General features: G+C 67.7%; 20 protein-coding genes and 4 pseudogenes. 13 read left to right on the forward strand and 11 right to left on the reverse strand.

Annotated elements, in window-relative coordinates; genetic code table 11:
* Positions 1-112: 112 nt before the first annotated feature.
* Entirely contained in the window at positions 113-1027 is a 915-nt protein-coding gene (locus tag ACFWZ4_RS10180) for a peptidylprolyl isomerase (RefSeq protein WP_439704563.1), read from the reverse strand.
* 240 nt (positions 1028-1267) lie between these two features.
* Here ACFWZ4_RS10180 and ACFWZ4_RS10185 point away from each other — a divergent pair, with 240 nt between their 5' ends.
* Positions 1268-2419 (forward strand): OprO/OprP family phosphate-selective porin, encoded by a 1152-nt coding sequence (locus ACFWZ4_RS10185; protein ID WP_439704564.1) that lies wholly within the window; start codon positions 1268-1270, stop codon positions 2417-2419.
* A gap of 90 nt (positions 2420-2509) precedes the next feature.
* Here ACFWZ4_RS10185 and ACFWZ4_RS10190 read toward each other — a convergent pair.
* The 9 genes and pseudogenes from ACFWZ4_RS10190 to ACFWZ4_RS10230 all read right to left on the reverse strand — a co-directional run.
* Positions 2510-3556 (reverse strand): annotated as a pseudogene (locus ACFWZ4_RS10190) (sulfate/molybdate ABC transporter ATP-binding protein); the annotation flags it as partial.
* Positions 3557-3658: 102 nt separating this feature from the next.
* Complete coding sequence (gene cysW / locus ACFWZ4_RS10195) at positions 3659-4519, reverse strand: sulfate ABC transporter permease subunit CysW (protein WP_439665834.1); 861 nt, start codon at positions 4517-4519, stop codon at positions 3659-3661.
* Positions 4516-5340, reverse strand: a complete 825-nt coding sequence (gene cysT / locus ACFWZ4_RS10200; protein WP_439704565.1) for a sulfate ABC transporter permease subunit CysT — start codon at positions 5338-5340, stop codon at positions 4516-4518. The genes cysW and cysT overlap by 4 nt, the downstream gene beginning before the upstream one ends.
* A gap of 1 nt (position 5341) precedes the next feature.
* Positions 5342-6340 (reverse strand): sulfate ABC transporter substrate-binding protein, encoded by a 999-nt coding sequence (locus tag ACFWZ4_RS10205; protein WP_439704566.1) that lies wholly within the window; start codon positions 6338-6340, stop codon positions 5342-5344.
* Between the two features lie 470 nt (positions 6341-6810).
* Positions 6811-7470, reverse strand: a complete 660-nt coding sequence (locus tag ACFWZ4_RS10210; protein WP_439704567.1) for an aquaporin — start codon at positions 7468-7470, stop codon at positions 6811-6813.
* Positions 7471-7472: 2 nt separating this feature from the next.
* A complete protein-coding gene (locus ACFWZ4_RS10215; RefSeq protein WP_439704568.1) occupies positions 7473-7859 on the reverse strand; it encodes an arsenate reductase ArsC in 387 nt (128 codons plus the stop codon).
* 16 nt (positions 7860-7875) lie between these two features.
* Complete coding sequence (locus tag ACFWZ4_RS10220; RefSeq protein ID WP_439704569.1) at positions 7876-8364, reverse strand: ArsI/CadI family heavy metal resistance metalloenzyme; 489 nt, start codon at positions 8362-8364, stop codon at positions 7876-7878.
* A gap of 4 nt (positions 8365-8368) precedes the next feature.
* Positions 8369-8704 carry an ArsR/SmtB family transcription factor gene (locus tag ACFWZ4_RS10225; protein WP_439704570.1) on the reverse strand — a complete coding sequence of 112 codons (336 nt, stop codon included), beginning with the start codon at positions 8702-8704 and terminating at the stop codon, positions 8369-8371.
* Positions 8705-8758: 54 nt separating this feature from the next.
* Positions 8759-9657, reverse strand: a pseudogene (locus ACFWZ4_RS10230) (LysR family transcriptional regulator).
* 123 nt (positions 9658-9780) lie between these two features.
* On the opposite strand from ACFWZ4_RS10230, the gene ACFWZ4_RS10235 reads away from it, so the two are divergent.
* The 10 genes and pseudogenes from ACFWZ4_RS10235 to ACFWZ4_RS10280 all read left to right on the forward strand — a co-directional run bounded on the left by ACFWZ4_RS10235 (position 9781) and on the right by ACFWZ4_RS10280 (position 19734).
* The gene (locus tag ACFWZ4_RS10235; protein ID WP_439704571.1) at positions 9781-10191 is read left to right on the forward strand and encodes a (R)-mandelonitrile lyase; all 411 of its coding nucleotides are present in this window, start codon (positions 9781-9783) and stop codon (positions 10189-10191) included.
* A 54-nt stretch (positions 10192-10245) separates the two neighbouring features.
* Entirely contained in the window at positions 10246-11298 is a 1053-nt protein-coding gene (locus tag ACFWZ4_RS10240) for an NAD(P)-dependent alcohol dehydrogenase (RefSeq protein WP_439704572.1), read from the forward strand.
* A gap of 375 nt (positions 11299-11673) precedes the next feature.
* On the forward strand, positions 11674-13644 hold the full coding sequence (locus tag ACFWZ4_RS10245) for a TonB-dependent receptor plug domain-containing protein (RefSeq protein WP_439704573.1): 1971 nt from the start codon (positions 11674-11676) through the stop codon (positions 13642-13644).
* Between the two features lie 2 nt (positions 13645-13646).
* A complete protein-coding gene (locus ACFWZ4_RS10250; RefSeq protein ID WP_439704574.1) occupies positions 13647-14309 on the forward strand; it encodes a YfiR family protein in 663 nt (220 codons plus the stop codon).
* A gap of 41 nt (positions 14310-14350) precedes the next feature.
* Positions 14351-14713: pseudogene (locus ACFWZ4_RS10255) on the forward strand (CHASE sensor domain-containing protein); the annotation flags it as partial.
* A 702-nt stretch (positions 14714-15415) separates the two neighbouring features.
* A pseudogene (locus ACFWZ4_RS10260) lies at positions 15416-15793 on the forward strand (ATP-binding protein); the annotation flags it as partial.
* Positions 15793-16170, forward strand: coding sequence for a response regulator (locus ACFWZ4_RS10265; RefSeq protein ID WP_439704575.1), 378 nt, complete (start codon positions 15793-15795; stop codon positions 16168-16170). The pseudogene ACFWZ4_RS10260 and the gene ACFWZ4_RS10265, both read left to right, overlap by 1 nt.
* A gap of 122 nt (positions 16171-16292) precedes the next feature.
* A complete protein-coding gene (locus ACFWZ4_RS10270; protein ID WP_439704576.1) occupies positions 16293-18332 on the forward strand; it encodes a PAS domain-containing protein in 2040 nt (679 codons plus the stop codon).
* A gap of 125 nt (positions 18333-18457) precedes the next feature.
* Positions 18458-18820 carry a PadR family transcriptional regulator gene (locus tag ACFWZ4_RS10275; protein ID WP_439704577.1) on the forward strand — a complete coding sequence of 121 codons (363 nt, stop codon included), beginning with the start codon at positions 18458-18460 and terminating at the stop codon, positions 18818-18820.
* Positions 18820-19734, forward strand: coding sequence for a sensor domain-containing protein (locus ACFWZ4_RS10280; protein WP_439704578.1), 915 nt, complete (start codon positions 18820-18822; stop codon positions 19732-19734). The genes ACFWZ4_RS10275 and ACFWZ4_RS10280 overlap by 1 nt, the downstream gene beginning before the upstream one ends.
* A 63-nt stretch (positions 19735-19797) precedes the next feature.
* Here the strand turns inward: ACFWZ4_RS10280 and ACFWZ4_RS10285 are convergent, their stop codons facing one another.
* Positions 19798-20091: a hypothetical protein gene (locus ACFWZ4_RS10285; RefSeq protein WP_439704579.1), complete on the reverse strand. Its 294-nt coding sequence runs from the start codon at positions 20089-20091 to the stop codon at positions 19798-19800.
* 103 nt (positions 20092-20194) lie between these two features.
* Here ACFWZ4_RS10285 and ACFWZ4_RS10290 point away from each other — a divergent pair, with 103 nt between their 5' ends.
* Entirely contained in the window at positions 20195-20803 is a 609-nt protein-coding gene (locus tag ACFWZ4_RS10290; RefSeq protein WP_439704616.1) for a class I SAM-dependent DNA methyltransferase, read from the forward strand.
* 84 nt (positions 20804-20887) lie between these two features.
* Positions 20888-22831: a PAS domain S-box protein gene (locus tag ACFWZ4_RS10295; protein WP_439704580.1), complete on the forward strand. Its 1944-nt coding sequence runs from the start codon at positions 20888-20890 to the stop codon at positions 22829-22831.
* Positions 22832-22943: the final 112 nt, after the last annotated feature.

The raw sequence follows: 22943 nt of genomic DNA on the forward strand, positions 1-22943 counted from the left end.
GTTCCGGATATCGCCGAACCCTCACGCCGGAAGGAAAGGACGTCGACACCCGGACGAGGACTCGGGCGGAGCGTGGTGCACGCGCGCCCGAGGATCGCTCACCCGACGGGTACTACTTCGCTTCGCGCGAAGGGATGCCAATGCTGCACAGGTCGATCTTCCCCGCCGGCACCGTATAGAACGCATCGCGACGGTTCCGCTTGGCCTCGACCAGTTTCGCGAAGGTGGGGCTGTCGGTCCGCAGCACCTCGATCTTCGGTCGCTCGGCCTTGGGCATGTCGGCCACCAGACGCATGGACTGGATCTTCACGCGCTGCGTCTTGTCCGTATAGAACCCCATCGGCGCCGGCCCGCGGGGCATGGCCGAGAGCAGTTCCATGCCGTCGATCACGCGTCCGGCGACCGCGAGATTGCGATCCAGCCCGCGCGGCGCCTGGCCGATGATGGCGTAGAGCGCGCTGCCGTTGCCCGTCTCGGGACCGACGTCGCGGGCGACGCCGACCGTCCCGTAGCAATGCGCGATCCATTCGCGCCCCGCAGCCGGATCGCGCGCCACGGGGAAACCCTCCGAGAAACCCACCTGCGGCGCATAGACGTCGCCGTCGGGCAGCGGCGTCCACTCGAGCTTCGCATCCATCGCGCGGGTGAATTCCGGCGGCAGCGTCTTCTTCGCCGTACCCAAAGGCTTGATGTGCGCCTTGTCCTCGTCGTCCGCCGCCGGATCGTCCCACTGGGTGACGAAGTTGTCCTGCACGCGCACGATCGCCAGCCCGTCGAAGTAGTGCTCGTGCACCATCGTGCGGATGTTGGCCGCGTGCAGCGGAGTGAAGTCCGGCGCCAGCTCGATCAGCACGTGGCCGCCGGGCAGCTCCATGTCGATCAGGTTGGAGGGATCGGGCGTGCGCCACTCCTGCGGCCGGGACTGGGCCAGCAGTTCCTTGGGGGTGGGCGTGGGCCTGGCTTCGTCGGCCAGCGCGGGCAGGGCAAGGAGGCTGGCGAGCGTAAAGGCGAGAAGCGTACGGCGCATGCTTAAGGTCCCTGCAGGCTTGGATGAGGCTCGAAGCTTATAGCGTTCGCCCCGGGCGTGCGGGGCGCCGGGTGTACGCGATCCGGCGAATGCGTGGGACAATGCGCGCCTGTTCCGGCGCCTGTTTCGCTTTCGTCAATCGCACGCCTTACCGATGGCGAACGTCCAGTGGATCACCGGCTAACCAGCGCCCTGTTATTCCAGCATCGAACCAAGGGCTTTCTTTGGATGGGAGCGATCATGCGTCTACGTATCCTGGCGGCGGCCGTCCTGGCCTGCGGACTGGCCCAACCCGCGCTTGCGGGCGATTCGGACCAGTGGCCCACCAGCGTGGAACTGGGCAACGGTGTCAACGTCGGCCTCAAGGGCCTGCTGCAATACGACGTCAACCAGTTCACCGACGACCGGCTGCCCGACGGGACCGACCGGTTCGACGACGCGCACACCTGGCGGCGGCAGGAGTTCAATCTCTACGTCGAGAAAAAGGGCGTCTTTACGGCCAACGCCGGCTACGACTTCCAGGCCAACAGCTGGGTCGACAATTACATCGGCGTGGAAACCAAAGCCGGCCGCTTCCGCCTGGGCCAGTTCAAGACGCCGGTCGGTTGGGAAGACGGCAACATCGCCACCGGCAACGTGACCTTCATGGAGCGCAGCCTGCCCGAGCAGGCGGTCTACGAGGGACGCCGCGTCGGCCTCGACTGGGTGTACCAGGGCATCCCGCACTGGCTGCTGCAGGCAGGGTTCTTCACGCGGCACGATCTCAACGACGATGCGGCGGGCGAGTCCTTCGCCGGAAGGGTCGTGTACAACCCGGTCGCCGAAAAGGGAGAGGTGATTCACCTGGGTCTTTCGGCGTCGCGCGAACTGCGGGACGACCGCACCGGCCGCATCCGCGCGCGCCCGGAGGTGAACCTGACGCCGGTGCGCCTGGTCGACACCGGTACGCTCGATGGCGTCGACCGGCTCGACCGGCTCGACCGCGAGGGGCTGGAAGCCGCGTGGATCCACGGGCCCGTGCTGCTGCAGGGCGAATACCTGGCGATGCAGGCAGTGCGCCCGGAAGCGGGCGACTTCCACAGCCGCGGCTACTACGTGTTCGGGACATGGGCACTCACCGGCGAGTCACGCGACTACAAGTCCGGGGCGATCGGCGGGCTGAAGCCGGGGCACGACTGGGGTGCGCTGGAACTGGCCCTGCGCTACGCCACGCTCGATCTGGACGACGGCGCGGTGATGGGCGGGCGCGAACACGACTGGACGCTGGGCCTGAACTGGTACATCGACAGCCATTTCAAGCTGCAGGCCAACGTCATCCGCGCCTTCAGCGACCGGGGCAACCTACCGCTGGATCCCACCATCTACGCGCTGCGCGCCCAGCTCAGCTTCTGAACGCTTGATCGGCAGGCGGACCGGCGGGCTCACCGCGCCGGCCCGCCAAAGCCAGCGATCGTCGGCGACGGGTTTGTCCTCGCGGTCGAGCGGGAAGATCACCGCATGGCTGGGCGAGACGAACAAGTCCGCGCCGGCTTGCAGCCCCATCCGCGCCAGGTCCTCGCTGGCGATGTCGGCTTCCAGCGGGTGGTCTAGCGCCGCCACCTCCAGGTCCAGGTGCGCCACGCTGCCGGCGAGGTAGACGTGTCGCAGGCGCGCGCGCCACGCGCCTGCCGTCGGCGTGGCCGACAGGGTCAGGTGTTCCGGCCGCACGTAGGCGATCGCCTGCGCATGCTCGCCGGCCCACGGCTCGTCGGCGAAGATCCAGCCGCCGGCGAGGAAGCGTCCGCCCTCGCGGCGCAAGGTCAACCGGTTGACCTTGCCGATGAACTCGCAGACGAACGGCGTGGCCGGTTGTTGGTAGATCTCCCGCGGCGTGCCGACCTGCTCGATGCGCCCGCGGTTCATCACCGCGATGCGGTCGGCCAGTTCCAGCGCCTCCTCCTGGTCGTGGGTGACGAACACGGTGGTCAGGCCCAGCTCCTCGTGCAGCCGGCGCAGCCAGCGGCGCAGGGTCACGCGGACCTGGGCATCCAGCGCGCCGAAGGGTTCGTCGAGCAGCAGCAGGTCCGGCTCGACGGCCAGCGCGCGCGCGAGTGCCACGCGCTGGCGCTGGCCACCGGAAAGCTGCGAGGGAAAGCGCTGGCCGAAACCGTCCAGCTGCACGCGCTTGAGCAACTGCTCGACGCGCGTGTCGATCTCGTGGCGCTTCGGACGCGTGCGCCGCGACCGCACGCGCAGGCCGAAGGCCACGTTCTCCGCCACGGTCAGGTGGCGGAACAACGCGTAGTGCTGGAACACCAGCCCGACGTTGCGCTCGCGCGGCGCGGCGGCCAGGTAGTCCTTGCCGTTGAAATTCACCTGGCCGCTCTCCGGGTAGTCGAGCCCGGCAAGGATGCGCAGCAGCGTCGTCTTGCCCGATCCCGAAGGACCGAGCAGCGCCAGGAACTCGCCCGGCGCGATCGACAGGCTGACGTCGTTGAGCGCGGGGTAATCGGAGAAGCGGCGGTTGAGGCGGGTCAGTTCGAGAGTCATGCGTCGTCTCCGGGAAAGGTCGTATGGCAGGCGCCGAGCGGCTTCCTGCAGGAGCGCACTCGGGCGCGACCGTCATTGGCAATAGTGCGAAGGGTCATGACATCACCGCCCACCGGGCGCGTGCGAAGCGATCTCGTCGCCGTAGCGCCACTCCAGCACGGTCTTGATGGCGAGCGTCAGCAACGCCAGCAGCGCCAGCAGCGAAGCCACGGCGAAGGCGCCGACGTAGTCGTACTCGTTGTAGCGCATCTCCACTTCGAGCGGGATCGTGGTGGTGAGGCCGCGGATGTGCCCGGACACCACCGACACCGCGCCGAACTCGCCCATCGCGCGCGCATTGCACAGCAGCACGCCGTAGAGCAGCGCCCAGCGGATGTTCGGCAGCGTCACGCGGAAGAACATCTGCCAGCCGTTGGCGCCCAGCACGCGGGCCGCTTCCTCCTCTTCGTTGCCCTGCGCCTGCATCAGCGGGATCAGTTCGCGCGCCACGAACGGCAAGGTGATGAACATCGTGGCCAGCACCAGTCCGGGCACGGCGAAGATGATGCTCACGCCATGGGCCTCCAGCCATGGTCCGAACCAGCCCTGCGCGCCGAACAACAGCACGTAGACCAGGCCGGAGATCACCGGCGAGACCGAGAAGGGCAGGTCGATGAAGGCGCCGAGCAGCGCCTTTCCGGGAAACTCGAAGCGCGCCATCACCCATGCCGCGGCGATGCCGAACACCAGGTTCACCGGTACCGCGATCGCGGCCACCAGCACGGTCAGCCAGATCGCCGAGCGTGCCTCGTCCTGGCGGATGGCATCGAAGTAGGCACCTGCACCCTGTCGGAACGCCTCGACAAACACGGCCGTCAGGGGCAGCAACAGGAACACGATCAGGAACGCCACCGCGGCGAGCGTGAGCAGGGCCCGCCCGAGCAGCCGCGGCCAACCGAAGGAACGCGAATGGCGCCGACTCATGGCGTGACCTCCGCCCAGCGATGGCTCCAGCGCTGCAGCAGCGTGATCACCAGCAGCAGCACGAAGGAGAACGCCAGCATCGCCACGCCAAGGGCCGCCGCCCCGGCGTAGTCGAACTGTTCGAGACTCTGCACGATCAAGAGCGGCGCGATCTCCGATTTCATCGGAATGTTGCCGGCGATGAAGATCACCGAACCGTACTCGCCCACCGCGCGCGCCAGCGCCAGTGCGAAGCCGGTCAGCAACGTCGGCAGCAGCATCGGCAGGATCACCTTGACGAAGATCTGCCAGCGCCGCGCGCCCAGCGTCTCGGCCGCTTCCTCGACGTCGTGCTCGAGCGTCTCCAGCACCGGCTGCAGCGTGCGCACCACGAACGGGAACCCGACGAAGACCATCGCCACCAGCACGCCCCACGGCGTGTAGGCGACCTTGATGCCGAGCGCGGCCAGCCACCGCCCGATCCAGCCGTTGGGCGCGTACAGCGCGGTCAGCGCGATGCCGGCCACCGCCGTGGGCAGCGCGAAGGGCAGGTCGACCACCGCGTCGAAAAGGCGCCGGCCCGGGAAGCGGTAGCGCACCAGCACCCAAGCAACCAGCAGGCCGACCACCACGTTGATCGCCGCCGCCAGCGTGGCGCCGCCGAAGCTGAGCTTGAGCGCGGCCAGCGTGCGTGGCACCCGCAGCAGCTCGATCAGGCCGCCCAGCCCCAGCACGGAGGCTTTCCAGGCCAACGCCGCCAGCGGCAGCAGCACGATCAGGCCGAGATAGGTAAGCGAATAGCCGAGGCTCAGGTTGAAGCCGGGAAGAATGCGCCGCTTCATGTCAGCTCCCCGGTCCGATCTGGTCGAAGATCGCGCCGTCGGCGAAGAACTTCGCGTGGGCCTGGCGCCAATCGCCGAAGGTGTCCTTCAGCGTGAACAGCTGCACCTTCGGGAACTGCCGTGCGAATTGCGCCATCACCTGCGGCGAGCGCGGGCGGTAGTAGTGCTTCGCGGCGATGGCCTGGCCCTGCGGCGAATAGAGGAACTTCAGGTAGGCCTCGGCCACCGCGCGCGTGCCGTGCTTGTCCACGTTGCGGTCGACCACGGCAACGGTGGGCTCGGCAAGGATGCTCATGGAGGGCACCACGATCTCCACGTCGGCCCCGCCCATCTCCTGCTTGGCCAGCATGGCCTCGTTCTCCCACGCCAGCAGCACGTCGCCGATGCCGCGCTGGACGAAGGTGTTGGTGGCGCCGCGCGCGCCGGTGTCCAGCACGGGCACGTGCTTGAACAGCTCGTGCACGAAGGCCTTGGCCTTGGCCTCGTTGCCGCCCGGCTGCTTCAGCGCGTAGCCCCAGGCGGCCAGGAAATTCCAGCGCGCGCCGCCCGACGTCTTGGGATTGGGCGTGATGACCTGCACGCCCGGGCGCACCAGGTCGGACCAGTCGCGGATCTTCTTCGGGTTGCCTTTGCGCACCAGGAACACGACGGTCGAGGTGTAGGGCGCGCTGTTGTCCGGCAAGCGCTGCTGCCAGTTCGCGGGAATCAGGCCGCGATCGGCCAGCACGTCGACGTCGTGGGCCAGCGCCAGCGTCACCACGTCGGCCGGCAATCCGTCGACCACGGCGCGCGCCTGCTTGCCCGAACCGCCGTGGGACATGCGGACGACCACGTTGTCGCCGTGCTGCGCCTTCCACTGCGCGGCGAAGGCGGCGTTGGCGTCGCGATAGAGCTCCCGCGTGGGGTCGTAGGACGCGTTGAGCATCGTCACGCTCTTTGCCGCGACGGTGCCCGCGGCCAATGCGCCGAACACGGCGCAGATCGCAATCAACTTCTTCATGGAGTCTCCCTGGCGAACGACGGCTGTGGGCAATGCACGCGGTGTCCTCGCCGCAGGCGCAGACACCCGTTCCTGCGGCAGGGCCGCAGGCTGGCGTGATGGTTGTTTCCCTTGGGGAGCGGTTACGCCGGATCAGGCCGGCGCAAAGCCGCGATGGCGGGAGCTGTCCCAGTCATCGAACGCTTCCCGCGGGAAGCGCCGGCGAGCGCCTGGACGACGGGCCCGAGCAGCGGCGGGGGAGTCGGACCGGCGGCGGGGAGCGGTGTGGATGTCGAGTGCGTCGTGCATGGTTTCCACCTCGGGGGATCGGCGTACTCGAGGCGGACTGCAACACAGCTCCCGTTAAGCATCCGCTAGGCATTCGTGGCGTTTCGCGTAGACAATTTCGTCCACTTTTCAATAACAAACGCGCGTTTCGGCCGGAGCCAAGAAAAGAGAGAAGCGGCGAAAGGAGTTTCCGGAGCGTGGCTTCAGTCGTCCATGCCGCCGTCCAGCTTTGCCGCGACAAGCACGGCGGCGAACGCACCGGCCATCTGCGCCAGCACGAATCCGCAGACATCGGCGGGGCGGATGCCCGCGAAGGTCCGCGTCAGCGATCGCGCGAGGGTCACTGCCGGGTTCGCGAACGAGGTGCTCGCGGTGAACCAGTACGCGGCGAAGATGTAGCTGGCGACGAGTGCCGGCACGGCGGCGGGCCGATGCCGCAGCCCGAGGAGGATGGCAAGCAGCAGGCCGAACGCCGCCACGCCCTCGCTCAGCCACTGCGCCGCGCCGTTGCGCACGTGCGTGCCCGGCTGCAGCAATGGCAGGTCGAACATGGCGTGCGCCAGCAGCACGCCGGCGATCGCCGCGACCAGTTGCACCAGTACGTAGGCCAACGCCTCGCGGGTGGACAATTCCCGGCGCAGCCACATGGCAAGCGTCACCACGGGATTGAAGTGCGCGCCGGAGATCGGCCCGAACAGCACGATCAGCACGTACAGCGCTGCCGCCGTTGCACCCGCGTTGGCGAGCAACGCCACGCCGGCGTTCGCCGGCGAGAGCATCACGCCCATGATCCCCGAGCCGACCACGGTGGCGAGCAGCAGGGCGGTGCCGATGAACTCGGCCAACAGCTTGCGTCCCAACATGGTCAGAGCGAGGCCAGCAGAGTTTGCACGCGGGAGGAAATCTCCTCGCGCACCGCGCGATAGCCCGCGTCGTCCAGGTCCTTCGGATCGGGCAGGCTCCAGTCCTCGCGCCGCCGCGCCGGCACCCATGGGCAGCGATCGCCGCAGCCCATGGTGACCACCGCATCGAAGCCGCCCTCGATCTCGTCCAGCGACTTGGAGGCGTGGGTGGTCAGGTCGTAGCCCAGCTCCGCCATGAACTGCACAGCGCGCGGGTTGATGCGCCCGGAAGGGGCGGACCCGGCGCTGCATGCCTCCACGGCATCGCCACCGTGCAGGCGCGCGAAGGCCTCGGCCATCTGGCTCCGGTTGGCGTTTTCCACGCAGACGAACAGGATGCGCTTTTTCATGGTCTGGCCCGTTCGCTCAGCAGCAGCCGGAGTCCGGAGCGCAGCAGGATGCGCCCTTGGCGACCTTCGGCTTCATCGCCCGCGGGTCGGGGCTGCAGGTGGCGCCGTCGGTCGCGCAGGGCGCCTCGCCGGCGTAGTAGGTGGTCGCCTCCCCCAGCGTGTGGAAGGTTTCCCAGCGCGTGCCTTGCGGGTCTTCGGTCCACAGCTTGTCCGAGCGGGCGTAGCAGCAGACGGCGGCTTCCTCCGGCACCAGCGCGCCGCCGGCCGCGTCCAGCCGCTGGCCGAGCGCCGCCAGCGCCTCGCCGCTGTCGGCCTGGATGCCCAGGTGATCGATGCCCGCTTCGCGGCCGGTGCTGGAGATGGCGAAGTTGACGCGCGGATCCTCGACCATCCACTTGGCGTAGTCGTCCTTGCGCACGGTCGGCTCCGCGCCGAACAGCGCGGTGTAGAAGCGGATGCTGGTCGCCAGGTCGGCGACGTTCAGATGCACGTGGAAGCGGTTCATGGCGTCAGGTTTCCTTGCGGCGTGGCTTGCAGGCCTGCGTCGGGCCGCATGCAGCGGACCCGGCGCAGCAGTTTTCGGTGAGGTAGGCGAGCAGTGCGTCCATCTGTGCGTAGTCGGCACGCACCCGGATCACCCGGCCTTCGCGCTGGTCGAGCACCAGCCCGGCCGCGCGCAACACGTTGAGATGCGCGCTGAGCGTTGCCGGCGGCAGCTCCAGGTACTCGCGCAGTTCACCCACGGACAGCCCTTCCGGCCCGGCCTGGACGAGCCGGCGGAAGGCGGCCAAGCGCGATTCGTGGCCGAGCGCGCTGAGGGACGCGAGGGCAACTTTGATTTCCATGATTCCAAAAATATGGAAATATATTTGCGCCGTCAAGCTATCGCCCAACCCGGCTCAGCGTTCGCCGCGATAACGCAGCGCTTCGACCATCAACGCGAAGGCGGGCGAGGATTGCCGGCGGCTCGGATAGTAGAGGTGGTAGCCGGGGAAGGGCGGACACCAGTCCTCCAGCACGCGCACCAGGCGGTCGTCGTGTACATGCGTGAGCACCATGTCCTCGGGCAGGTAGGCCAGGCCGAAGCCGTCGAGCGTCGCGGCAAGGATGTGCGTGACGTTGTTGAAGACCAGCTGCCCGTGGACATGCACATTCACCGCGCGCCGGCCGCGCTCGAACTCCCAGGCATACAGACCGCCGTAAGTGGGGAGGCGCAGGTTGATGCAGGCGTGATTGGCCAGTTCCTGCGGCGTGCGCGGCCGCGCACGTCGGGCGAAATACGAAGGCGCCGCCACTGCCGCCATGCGCATCGGCGGCCCGATGCGCACCGCCACCATGTCCTTTTCGACCTGCTCGCCCACGCGCACGCCCGCGTCGAAGCGCTCGGCAACGATGTCCTTGAGCCCCTAGCTGATGTCCAGTTCCAGTTTGATGTCCGGATAGGCCGGCAGGAAACGGGGAGCCTGGGCCAGAGGATCGATTCGGCTGCATGTTCGCCGGTGGTTATGCGCACCGTGCCGGCGGGCTTGTCGCGCAGCGCGGTGACCGCCTCGAGTTCGGCGTCGATCTCCTCGAAGCGGCTGCCGATCGAGGCGAGCAGCCGCTCGTCCACCTCGGTGGGCGCCACGCTGCGCGTCGTGCGCGTGAGCAGGCGCAGGTCCAGGCGCGCTTCCAGTCCGCGGATGGCATGACTCAGGGCGGACTGGGATACGCCCAGTTGCGCGGCCGCGCGGGTGAAGCTGCGCTCACGCGCCACCGATACGAACGCGAGTAGATCGTTGTAGTTCTGCCTGCCCATGCTGCGCGACCGCCGCTGATTCATGAGCTTGGATCATAGGTGCATGCGCATTGCAGCGACTAATCATGCGCGCGCGGCATCCCCACACTAGCGGGCAACCTTACCTACCGAGTTTTCCCATCCATGCAGATCAAGCGCAATGGCTCCCAGCCCTCGATCCAGGGTCCGGCCGAATGGTTCACCGGATCGGTCCGCATCGATCCGTTGTTCACCGCGCCCGAACCCGGGCGCACCGCCTGCGCTAGCGTCACCTTCGAGCCGGGTGCGCGCACGGCCTGGCATTCGCATCCGCTGGGCCAGATCCTCGTCGTCACCGCCGGCTGCGGCTGGACGCAGTGCGGCGATGGCCCGATCGAGGAGATCCGCGCCGGCGACGTCGTCTACTGCCCTCCGGGCCACCGCCACTGGCACGGCGCCACGCCGACCACCTCCATGACCCACATCGCGATCCAGGAAGCACTCGACGGCAAGGTGGTCGAGTGGATGGAGCACGTCAGCGACGCGCAATACCTCGCCGGCGTTGGCAAGCGCTAAGGCTGCTTTGCTACCGTTTCCCGATTGCCCAAATCCCACCCCACAGGAACCTCCATGAAGACCAGAGCCTACGGCGCACACGCCAGCGACAAGCCGCTCGAAGCGATCGACATCGAGCGCCGCCAGCCCGGGCCGCACGACGTGCAGATCGATATCGCCTACTGCGGCGTGTGCCATTCGGACCTGCATACGGTGCGCTCGGAGTGGGCCGGCACCCTGTATCCCTGCGTGCCGGGACACGAGATCGTCGGCCACGTCAGCGCCGTCGGGAGCGACGTGACCGGCTTCAAGGTCGGCGACACCGTCGGCGTCGGCTGCCTGGTCGACAGCTGCCAGCATTGCGCTTCCTGCGGCGAGGGGCTGGAGCAGTTCTGCGAGAACGGTTTCACTGGCACCTACAACGGCAAGACGCCCGACGCGCCCGGCCACACGCTCGGCGGCTATTCCCAGCGGATCGTGGTCAGCGACCGCTTCGTGCTGAAGATCCACCATCCGGAAGACCAGCTCGCCGCAGTCGCGCCGCTGCTGTGCGCGGGCATCACGACGTATTCGCCGCTGCGCCACTGGGGCGCCGGTCCCGGCAAGAAGGTCGGTATCGTCGGCATCGGCGGGTTGGGCCACATGGGCATCAAGCTGGCCCACGCGATGGGCGCGCACACGGTCGCCTTCACCACGTCCGGGTCCAAGCGCCAGGACGCGCACGACCTGGGTGCCGACGAGGTGGTGATCTCGAAGAATCCCGACGACATGGCCAAACACACGGGCAGCTTCGACTTCATCCTCAACACCGTCGCCGCCAGCCACGACCTCGATGCGTACACGCGCCTGCTCAAGCGCGATGGCACGCTGTGCCTCGTCGGCGTGCCCGAGCACGCGCATCCCAGCCCCAGCGTGGGGCAGCTGATCTTCGGCCGCCGCTCGATCGCCGGCTCGCTGATCGGCGGCATCGCCGAAACCCAGGAGATGCTCGACTTCTGCGCCGAGCACGGGATCGTGGCCGACATCGAGATGATTCCCGCGCAGCAGATCAACGAGGCCTACGATCGCATGCAGCGCAGCGACGTGAAGTACCGCTTCGTGATCGACAACGCTTCGCTGGACGCGTAGACGCGGACACGTCTACGCGTGCAGGACGCCCCCGGAACGGTGAGAGTCCGTGATGCTCTTGTGGACGCGCAGCCGCCGCCCGGCTGCGCGCATGTCTACGATCTCCGCGTCCCGGTTCGCTTCGCTATCCGGCGCCACACCGGCGCTCGTCGCGCCGGTTCGTGCGCGCACGTGCCGGTGGCAACGTGGCGTGATCCGGGAACGAGTAGCCGCATCCTTGCACGGCGACACGGTGCGCCTTTTCCATTGCCGTTACACTGACCGGCAGCGAACCGAGCTCGACGCGGGCCGATCCACTCCCGGATGCCGTTCCTGCCGTCGGGCTCATCACGAACAATGATGCCGTTGCACAATTGCCCTGTAAGGATGTCCCCGATGCGCCGCCCGGATTTCACTCCGCACGGAAGCGCGCGCGAAAGCACGGGAAAGCGTGCGCTCGCGCATGGCGCCATTGCGATGACCCTGCTCGCCCTGTCGACGCGCGCGGCCTGCGCCGCGGCGCTGCCGACCGATCTGGGCAACCTCTCGCTGGAGGACCTGGGCAAGGTGGTCATCTCGTCGGTGGCCAAGGCCCCCGAGCCGCTGGCCAAGGCGCCCGCGGCGGTCTACGTGATCAGTCACGACGACATCATGCGCTCGGGCGCCAGGAGCGTGCCCGACATCCTGCGGCTGGCGCCCAACCTGGAAGTGTTCCAGACCAGTCCAAGCAACTACGTCATCACCGCACGCGGCTTCAGCGGCAACAGCACCGCGCAGAATTTCCCGAACAAGCTGCTGGTGCTGATCGACGGGCGCAGCGTGTATTCGCCGATCTTCTCGGGCATGTACTGGGACGACCAGTTCGTGCTGCCGGAGAACATCGAGCGCATCGAAGTCATCAGCGGCCCGGGCGGCGCCTTGTGGGGCGCCAACGCGGTCAACGGCGTGATCAACATCATCACGCGCAACACCAGCGAAGCCGACGGCGGCCTGCTCGCCGTGCGCGTGGGCAACCTGGAGAGCAGCGCGGCCGTCCAGTATGGCGGTGTCCTGGGCAAGGATGCGCACTACCGCGTCTACGCCCGTGACGTGCGCCGCCGCGAACTGGACAACGCCGCGGGCCAGCCGGCGCGCAACGGCTGGAACAATCCGCAGGTCGGCTTCCGCGTGGACTGGCAAAGCAGCCCCGACGATGCGTTGATGCTGCAGGGTGACCTGCACGATGGCCGTACCGACCAGCCCGGCGAGTCGGACGCTCGCAGCACCGAGGCGGACGTTCTGGCGCGCTGGCAACACACGATCAGCAGCACCTCGAGCTTCCAGCTGCAGACCTATTACGACCACGTGCATCGCCGCAGCAGCAACGACGGTGGCAGCGGCTTCGCGCTGGACACGCTGGACGTGGAGATCCAGCACGGTCTTGCCGTGGGCAAGCACCACCAGTTGCTGTGGGGCCTGGGCGACCGGGTCTATCGCTACGACATCACGCCGCGCATCGGCGTGGCCAGTTCGCTGCTGTGGGATCCGGCGCGCAACACGCAGAACCTGGCCAACGCCTTCGTGCAGGACCAGGTGGCGCTCACTCCCGAAACCCAGCTGACGCTGGGCCTCAAGGCCGAGGACGACCCGTATTCGGGCGTGTCGGTATTGCCCAACCTCAGGCTTTCGTGGACTCCCGGCCAGAACACGCTGCTGTGGGCCGGCGCCTCGCGCGCGGTGCGCACGCCGACGCCGTTCGACGTGGATGTCAGGGAAAAGCTGGGCCCGGTCCTGTTCCTGACCGGCAACCCGGCGTTCAAGCGCGAGAAGCTCACCGCCTATGAAGCGGGCTGGCGCGGGCAGGTCGCTACCCGTGCGACCGTGTCGGTGTCGCTGTACTACAACGTTTACGACGACCTCAGGTCGATCGAGCTGTCGCCTACGGGATTGCCGCTGGTCTGGGGCAACGGCATGGAAGGCCACACCTACGGCGTGGAGGCCTGGGGGAGTTACGCGATCAGCGACTGGTGGCAGCTGGGAGCCGGTTTCGATGCGCAGCGCCAGCACCTTGGCTTCAAGCCGGGTGCCAGCGGCCTGCTTGGCGCGGCGCAGGCGGGCGACGATCCGAAGTACCAGGGTTTCCTCCGCTCCATGATGAACCTCTCCGACAGCTGGACGCTGTACGCCGACCTGCGCGGCGTCGATGCCTTGCCCGATCCGAAGGTGCCCGGTTACATGGAACTGGACCTGCGGATTGGCTGGCTGGTGAACGACAAGCTCGAGCTTTCGCTCTCCGGCTCGAACCTGTTGCATGCGTGGCACCAGGAATATCCCGCCGGCAACCGCATCGGTCGCGGCGTGTCGCTCGACGCGCGCCTGAACTTCTGACGTTGCCGGGCGCCCAGGAGATGCCGATTCGCACCCGCCATATCCCATCCGGTGCCCTGCGCGCCCGCGCGGCGGGACTGCTCGCCCGTCTCGGTGGCGCGCGCCTGCGCGCACCTGCCTGCCTGCTTGCGGTGCTGCTGGCGTGCGCGACCTGCGAGGCCTCGCCGCAGCCCGGTGCCCATGCGCAGCCGGACGTGTCGCTCGAATACGCGGTCAAGGCGACCTATCTCTACAAGCTGGCGCCGTTCGTCAACTGGCCGCCCACCACGTTCGAAGCGGCGGACCAGCCCTTCCGCATCTGCGTGGCTGGCGAAGACCCGTTCGACGACTATCTTCAGCAGGCTGTCGCCGGGCGCAGCTTGGGCACGCATCCGTTCGAGGTCCGCCGACTCGAAACCCTCACGTCTGACACGCAATGCCAGATCGTGTTCATCAGCCACCTCTCGACGCAAAGCATCCAGCAGGCGCTCGATGCCGTCAGCGGCAAACCGGTCCTCACCGTGGTCGACTCGACCGAGCCGCACCAGGGCGGCAGCATCGTCCACTTCGTCATCGACCGCGGCCGGGTGCGGTTCGTCATCGACACCGGTGCGGCCGCGCGCAACCACATCACCATCAGCTCCAAGCTGCTCAACCTCGCCCTGGCGGTGAGGGAGGCGTCGTGAAAAGGCGGGTCATCGGCCAGCCCTTCGCGTTCAGGCCGGTGATGTCGCTGGTTGCCGCGGGACTGTTGCTTTTCGCCGGCGCGCTCGCGGCGGGTTACCAGTACCACACGGCGCACACGGAGCATCGCCGTCAGCTCACCGTACAGGGCAAGATCCTGGCCGCCAGCGTCACCGCCGCGATCGCGTTCAACGATCGCGCCACCGCGCAGGAGTACGTCAATGCGCTGATGCTCGATCCACGCCTGGACGCGGCGGCGGTCTACAACGAGGCGCACCGCCAGGTCGCCGGTTTCCAGCGTCCTGGCAGCGAGCCGCTTGCGGACAGCCTGGCCAACGGCGGGCGGCTGCCGCACGACCGCCTGGTGGTGGCCGTGCCCGCGCAGCAGGGCACCACCACCGTGGGCAGCGTGTACCTGCGTGCCGCAGAAACGCCGCTGATCATGCAACTGGCGCGCTACAGCGGCGTGGCGTTGCTGACCCTCATGGCCGTGCTGATGCTGTCCGCGCTGGCGGTCGCCCATCGCGTACTCATGCGCGCCAATGCCGCGCTGGAGCGGCGCGCGCGCGCGCTGGCCAAGGCCAACGAACGGCTCAGCACCGAGATGGAACATCGCGCGCGCACCGAGGAGGCGCTGCGGCAGAGCCAGAAGATGGAAGCGATCGGCCAGCTTTCCGGCGGCATCGCGCACGACTTCAACAACCTGCTGATGATCATCCGCGGCAGCCTGGGCCGGCTGAACAAGCACTTGCAGCAGAGCGACCCGACTACCGAGCGCGAGTCGCAGCTCGAGCGCGAGGGTGTCGTCGCCGGCGCGGACACAGGGGCCATGCCGGCGCAGGAGCGCGAGCTGTTCGAGCAGCGCCAGAGCCGCCATCGCCAGATCCAGCGCTACCTCGACATGGCGCAGGACGGCATCGACCGCGCCGCGAGCCTGACCCAGCGCCTGCTCACCTTCGCGCGTCGCCAGCCGCTGTCGCCCCAGTCGCTTCGACTGGACGCGCTGATCCGCAGCATCCAGCCCTTGCTCGACCATTCGGTCGGCGCCAGCTGGATGATCGAATACCGGCTCGATTCGCAGTGGTCAGTGCTGTGCGACTCCAACCAGATGGAGAACGCGATCCTCAACCTGGTGATCAACGCGCGCGACGCGATGCCCGACGGCGGGCAGATCTCCATCTGCACCGACGACCTGCGCGTGGATGCGCAGCATCCGATGGCCGGGCTCGATGCGGGCGAATACGTGCACCTGCGCGTGATCGACAGCGGCGTGGGCATGAGCGAAGACGTGCGCAGCAAGGCGTTCGATCCGTTCTTCACCACCAAGCCGGTGGGCAAGGGCACGGGCCTGGGCCTGAGCACCATCCTGGGCTACGTCGAGCAATCCGACGGCGTGGCCAACATCGAGAGCCGCCCCGGTCGTGGCACCACGATCCACATCATCCTTCCCCGCGCCCCCCGCGAAACCCTCCCCGAGGAAGCGTAATGCCTTCTGCCGACACCGCCACCCACATCCTGCTGGTCGAAGACGAAGCATTCCTGCGCGAACTGGTCATGGAAGGCCTGCAGGACGCCGGTTTCAACGTGCTCGAGGCCAGCGACGGCACCTCCGGTGTGCAGGCCCTGAAATCGGACCAGCGCATCGACGTGCTGCTGAGCGACATCAAGCTCCCCGACATCGACGGCTACCAGGTTGCCGAAGCGGCCCGTACCCTTCGCCCGGGCCTGAAAGTCATCCTGATGACCGGCTACGCTCCGTCGCCGCTGCCGCCCACGCTGCAGTCGGTGGTCTATCGCGTGCTGCAGAAGCCGTTCTCGCTGGAAACCCTGCCCGGCATGGTGAACGCCGCGCTCGAAGCCTGAGCGCGCGGCAGGCTGGGGCGCTCAGGCGTTCCGGAAACGTTGCCGCCTTCACTCAACGAACGGCCAGGGTGGCAGCTGCGGGCCGAATCGGCGATAGGGATTCACGGGGTCCCGACGCGTCGTTGACCCCGGATAGACCACTTTCCTTACCGAACCGCGTCCATCTTCCTGGACCGGTCGCGGTCGCGCGCAGCAGAGCGGGCGGCCTGCGTAACATGCGGAAGCACCGCGTGTGCAACCGTTACCGGAGGGCACCCAACGCGAACCGAAGGCGCGATGGCAAGATGACCCCACAACAGGCTCAGCCGAGCGCAATGCCGAACTCATCCGGCCGCCCCACCGGCGGGCCGGCCGCCGGAACTCCGGATCCGGACATCCTCCAGCAGCTCATCGATGCCAGCCCGGCCATGATCCAGGTGGCCGACCTCGATTACCGCTTCCTCGCCATCAACAACGCCAGCGCCGACGAGTTCGAGCGCATCTTCGGCGTGCGGCCCAGGCGCGGCGATTCCATGCTCGACCTGCTCGCCGACCAGCCCAGGCAGCAGGCCGAAGTCAAAGCGGTATGGAGCCGGGCGCTTTCCGGGGAATCGTTCAAGCAGATCGCCGAATACGGCGACGTCCAGCGTGAACGAAAAAGCTACGAGATGAGCTACTTCCCCCTGCGCGGCGCCGACGGGGAGCAGGTCGGCGCCTTCCAGTTCGTCTACGACACGACCGGCAGCGTTCACCACGTCCGCACTCCGTCCGATACGGGCGGGCTCTATAGGGTGGAAGGGGTGCCCGGCCTCGGGCTGGACGAAACGCAGTACAGGCAACTCTTCGCCAGGATCCACGAAGGCTTCTTCGTCGCCGAGGTCGTGCGCGACGACCGGGGCCGGGTCGTCGACTTCGTGTTCCTGAAAATCAACGAAGCGTTCAGCCGGCAGACGGGCCGTTCCGCGCAGGCCGTGCTGGGTCATCCGGTCACCGAGGTGATACCTGGCGTGCCGTTCCGGCTGATACAGCTCTATGGCGCGGTGGTCGACAGCGGCACGCCTTCGGCGTTCGAAGTCGAGGTGCCTGGGCTCCAGTTCCGTTCGTTCGAGGCACGCGCGCACCCGCTGGGCGGGGAACGGTTCGCGGTGCTGTTCCTGGACATCACCGAGCGCAAGCGCATCGAGCAGGCGCTGGAAGAAAGCCGGGCCTCGCTCAGCACGATCGTCGATTCGGTCGACCAGATCATCTGGACCGCGCGCCCGGACGGCTACCACGACTTTTTCAATCGGCGCTGGTACGAGTTCACCGGCGCGGTGCCCGGGACGACCGATGGGAACGACTGGGCCTACCTGTTCCATCCGGACGACCGCGAGCGGACGTTCGAACGGTGGCGGCACAGCCTCGCAACCGGTGAGGCCTACGAAATCGAATATCGCATGCGTCACCGCACCGGCGTCTATCGCTGGATGCTGGGCCGCGCGCACCCGGTCCGCAACGAGACCGGCGAGATCCTTCGCTGGATGGGCACCTGTACCGACATCCACGAACGAAAGGCGTCGGCCGAGCAACTGGAGCTGGCGGGCAAGGAACTGAGCCACCGCATCAAGAATATCTTCGCGGTGATCTCGGGCCTGGTCGCCCTCACAGTCCGGCAATTTCCCGAAAGCCGGCCTTTCGCCGGGGAACTGATGGAGCGCCTGATGGCGCTGGGGGAGGCGCACGACTACGCCCGACCCCACGGGCGGGACGAAGCGCCTTCCGAAAGTGGCGCCACCGTGCTCGGCCTTACGCGCCACCTGCTCAGGCCCTATGCACTGGAAGGCTACGACCGGGTCGAACTGGCGGGAGACGACGTTCCCATCGAGTCGGGTGCAATCACGCCCCTGTCCCTGGCGATCCACGAACTGGCCACCAATGCGGCGAAGTACGGAGCGTTCGCGGTGCCCGATGGACGGGTGAAAGTGTGCGGCGAACGCCTGGGCGACCGCTTCATCCTGCACTGGTGCGAACGGGGTGGGGCCACCGTGCAGGAACCGCAGCGGACCGGATTCGGTACCCGGCTTGTCGACCTGACCCTGCGCGACCAGTTGTCCGGGGAATTGACGCGCACGTGGCGCCCCGAAGGTCTCGAGGTGCACGTTTCGGTGCCGATCGAGCGGCTCGCGGGAAGCCCGCGGCCCTGACTCACATTCCGTGGCTGGGCCTGGGCGCGACCGCGCCGGCCGTGAGGCGTGACTTCAGGCCCATGCACTAGTGCGAACTTCGCACTAACCTGCACGTCAACCCAAGTGGCAGTGCAGGCGAGCGCGTGGACGATCGGGTCACCCATCTGAAGAAATTCCAGAAGGAGCTCTCCGCCGGCACCGTTTCGCTGGTGCTGCTGGCGGTGCTGGAGCAATCGAGGCAGCCGCTTTACGGCTATCAGATCGCCAAGCGGCTCGAAGAACTGGGCGAGGGCGTGCTGGCGGGCAAGCAGAGCGCACTCTACCCGGTGCTGCGCAACCTGGAGGCGGCCGGGTTGCTGGCCAGCGAAGTGGAGCCTTCGGTGAGCGGCCCGCCGCGCCGCTATTACCGCGTTACCGAGCCGGGGCGGGACGTGCTGCGCGAGTGGGTCGCGGCCTGGAACGCCACGCGTGATTCCGTCGACAAGGTCCTTCAAGGAGAGGTGTGATGAACGCACCGCGCACGATCAACGAATATCTCGACCAACTGCGCGCCGCGCTGCGCGGCGCCGACCCGGCGCTGGTGCAGGATGCGCTCTACGACGCCGAGGAACACCTGCGCGCCGAGCTCGCCGAGCAACCCGCGCGCAGCGAAGCGGACATGCTGGCCCACGTGGTCGGCAGCTACGGCGCACCGGAGGAGGTGGCCGAGCTCTACCGTGACCAGGAAATCAGGATCCAGCGCGCGTTGCGCCCGCCGTTGCAGCCCAGGCGCCGCTCGCTGGCCGGGCGTTTCTTCGGCGTGGCGGCCGATCCGCGCACCTATGGCGCGTTGTTCTACATGGTGCTGGCGCTGGCCACGGGCATCTTCTATTTCACCTGGGCAGTCACCGGGGTGTCGTTGTCGGCGGGCCTGTCGGTGCTGATCGTCGGCTTGCCGTTCATCGTGTTGTTCTTCGGCTCGGTGCGGGTGCTCTCGCTGGTGGAGGGGCGCATCGTGGAGGCCATGCTGGGCGCGCGCATGCCACGGCGTCCGCCTTATCCGACGCGCGAGCTGACCCTGATGAAGCGCATCGGCGCCATGTTCACCGACGCGCGCACCTGGACCACGCTGCTGTACATGCTGCTGATGCTGCCGCTGGGTATCGTCTATTTCACGATTGCGGTGACGCTGATCTCGGTGGCGGTGGGCTTCATCGGCGCGCCGATCGCCTGGGCATTCGCCCCGCGCTGGATGTCGGACGTGTACGTCGACGGCCATCCGGTCATCAACTGGGGCTTCGGCCAGCACGTGCCGGGCTGGGGCGACGCGATCGCGCTGTGCGTGCTGGGCGTGCTGCTGCTGTTCGCCACACTGCACCTGGCGCGCGGGTTGGGCCGCATGCATGGGCACGTGGCGCGGCACCTGCTGGTGCGCGGCTGAGGCGGAGCCGACATTCGAGGTGCCTCTCGTGAAGAGCCCACGTGGGCTCCAGCGTGAGTCCGGCTAGAAGTCCTCGCCGTCGACGATTTCCAGGCCCGCGTCGAGTCGGCGGGCTTCGGCTTCGGCGACCACTCGCGCCGCATCTGCCCGCATGTCGTCCGGTGCGTCCACCTCGACCATGAAGACTTTGCCTTCGCTGTCGTCGACGAGGTTGGCCGAGCTGGAGTCGTCGCGCACGCCCAGCATGAAGTCCTCGATCTCCTCGACGTGTTCGATGCCGTCGATGCCGTGCAGCACCGTGATGATCGAATCGGCGGCGTCGCGGTTGCCGATCAGGCGCAGGCGAATCATGGACATGGCTGGCTCCAGATGGGGCGGTTGCAAAAATGCTGGAGTGCCCCATGTATGCGTCGGGTGATTGCCAGGCCGTACCATGCGTTTTTTCGCAGCCGCCCAGTCCATGCCCAAGACCTACGACCGCGCCTATTTCGACAAGTGGTATCGCGACCCGCGCCACGCCGTCGCCTCGACCGCCGAACTCAAGCGCAAGGTGGCGCTGGCGGTCGCGCAGGCGGAGTACTACCTGGGACGCCCGCTGCGCAACGTGCTCGATGTCGGTTGCGGCGAGGCGCCCTGGCGCGCACCGCTGCGGGCGTTGCGGCCTGGCGTGGAATACCGCGGGCTGGATGCGAGCGCCTACGTGGTGGCCCGCTACGGACGCAGCCGCAACGTCGGGCTGGCGAGTTTCGGCCAATTGGAGCACCTGCGCTTCGACAGCCGCTTCGACCTGATCGTGTGCACCGACGTGCTGCACTACCTCAGGCCCGCCGAGATCCGCGCCGGCCTGGCCGGCATCGGCGAGATGCTCGAGGGCGTGGCGTTCCTGGAGGTGTTCACCAGTCGCGACGACGTCGTGGGTGATCGCGAAGGGTTCCTGTCGCGGCCGCCCTCTTGGTTCCTTCGCGAGTTCGCGCAGGCGGGTCTGATGCCGTGCGGCTCGCATTGTTATCTGGGGCCGCGGCTGGAGCGGCACGTGGCGGCGCTTGAGCGTGCAAGGCTCGCAGGCTAGGCATTCACGGCGTGGATGGAGGCAGGTCGCATAATCCGCCGTCTGCCTGCGGCTGTGGCAGGTTGTTGGGTTCGAGAGGTGGTCATGTCGACAGGTGAGGAAAACTACGGCCGGATGGTGCAGGCGCTGGACACGCTCGCCATGGTTTTCCTCGATCCGCAGGGCCGGATAGCCAGCTGGAACGCGGGTGCCGAACGCATTTTCGGTTACGCCGCGGCCGACATCGTCGGCCAGCCGTTCGAGTCGCTGCACACCCCGGAGAGCCGCGAGGCCGGGTTGCCCGGGCAGGCTCTGAAGGCAGCAAGGGACGACGGGCGCGACGAGGAAACCGGTTGGCGCCAGGGCAAGCACGACCAGCGGTTATGGGCGCGATCCATCCTGGAGGCCGTGCGTGACAGGGCGGGCAAGCTCGAAGGCTACGCCTACCTGGTCCGCGACATTCCATGGCCGCACCAGTCCGACGGCATGCTTGGCAGCAACGAACAGCAGTTCAGCCTGCTCGTGCAGGGCGTGCGCGACTACGCCATCTACCTGCTCGACCCGGACGGCCACGTGGCCAGCTGGAACGCCGGCGCCCAGCGCATCAAGGGTTATCGCGCCGACGAGGTGCTGGGCCGCCACTTCAGCGACTTCTATGCGGAGGAGGACGCCAGGGCCGGCAAGCCCGCGCGCAATCTCGCCGTCGCGCGCACACAGGGCGTGTATGAGGGCGAGGGTTGGCGCCGGCGCAAGGATGGTTCGCTGTTCTTCGCGCATGTGGTGATCGACCGCCTGACCGACGACACGGGCCGGGTCGTGGGCTTTGCCAAGATCACCCGCGACGTGACCGAGAAGAAACGGGCCGAAGAGGAATTGGCGGTCGCGCGCGAGGCGCTGTTCCAGTCGCAGAAATCCGAATCCATCGGCCAGCTCACCGGTGGCGTGGCGCACGATTTCAACAACCTGTTGATGGCGGTGATGGGCAACCTGGAGTTGCTGCGCAAATGGTTGCCGCCGGCCGCGCGCCCGCAGCAACTGCTGGACAACGCGATGGCCGGCGCGCAGCGTGGCGCGGCGTTGACTCAGCGCATGCTCGCCTTCGCGCGGCGCCAGGAACTGCATCCGCGGCCGGTCGACGTGCCGCTGCTGGTGCATGGCATGGCGGACCTGATCCGTCGCTCGCTGGGGCCGGAAATCCGCATCGGCACCAGTTTCCCGCTGCAGCTCCCGCGGATATTGATCGACCCCAACCAGCTGGAACTGGCGCTGCTCAACCTGGCCGTCAACGGTCGCGATGCCATGCCGCAAGGCGGCCGGCTGGAGATCGGGGCGCGCAGCGAATGGGTTGGCGAGGGCCACTCGACCGCGCTCCCGCACGGCGAGTACGTCTGCCTGTGGGTGGCCGACGAGGGCCACGGCATGGATCCGGACACCGTCCGGCGCGCCACCGAGCCGTTCTTCACCACCAAGGGCGTGGGCAAGGGCACCGGCCTGGGCCTGTCGATGGCCTATGGCCTGGCCGAGCAATCGGGCGGGCGCCTGCTGCTGCAGAGTCAGCCGGGCAAGGGCACCACGGTGGAAATCTGGTTGCCGGTTGCGGCCGCGACGGCCGACTCGTCCACGGTAGTCGCGGAGGTGAGCGAGGACATCGATGCGCCGACGCATTCGAGTGAACCGCTGACCCTGCTGGTCGTGGACGATGACGAGCTCGTGCTGCTGAGCACGATGGCAATGGCCGAGGACCTCGGTCACGTCGTCCATGCCGTGCGCTCGGCCGAGGAGGCGCTGGCGTACGTCGATGCCAAGGGCGAGGTCGACGTGGTCATCACGGACCAGGCGATGCCCGGCATGACCGGCATCCGGCTGGCCAAACTCCTGCGCGATCGCGATCCGGGCCTGCCGATCGTGCTTGCTTCCGGCTATGCCGAGTTGCCAGGTGCGCCCGCCATGGAACTGGTACGGCTGGGCAAGCCCTTCACCAGGCGCGAACTGCATCGGGCCATCACCGACGTCGCCGGCCAGCTCGGGGTGGCGGAGAAGGCCGACTGAGCACTTTGCGGGCGTGATCGGCGGCCGTCGCACCGCATCCTGCCGGGAACCTCACGTCGCCATGTCCAGCCTGCGCTAAAGTGCCCTGGCTGGTCGCAGGAACGAGGTGGTT

It is taken from the genome of Frateuria sp. GZRe12, assembly GCF_051900535.1.
Lineage (GTDB): Bacteria > Pseudomonadota > Gammaproteobacteria > Xanthomonadales > Rhodanobacteraceae > Frateuria_A.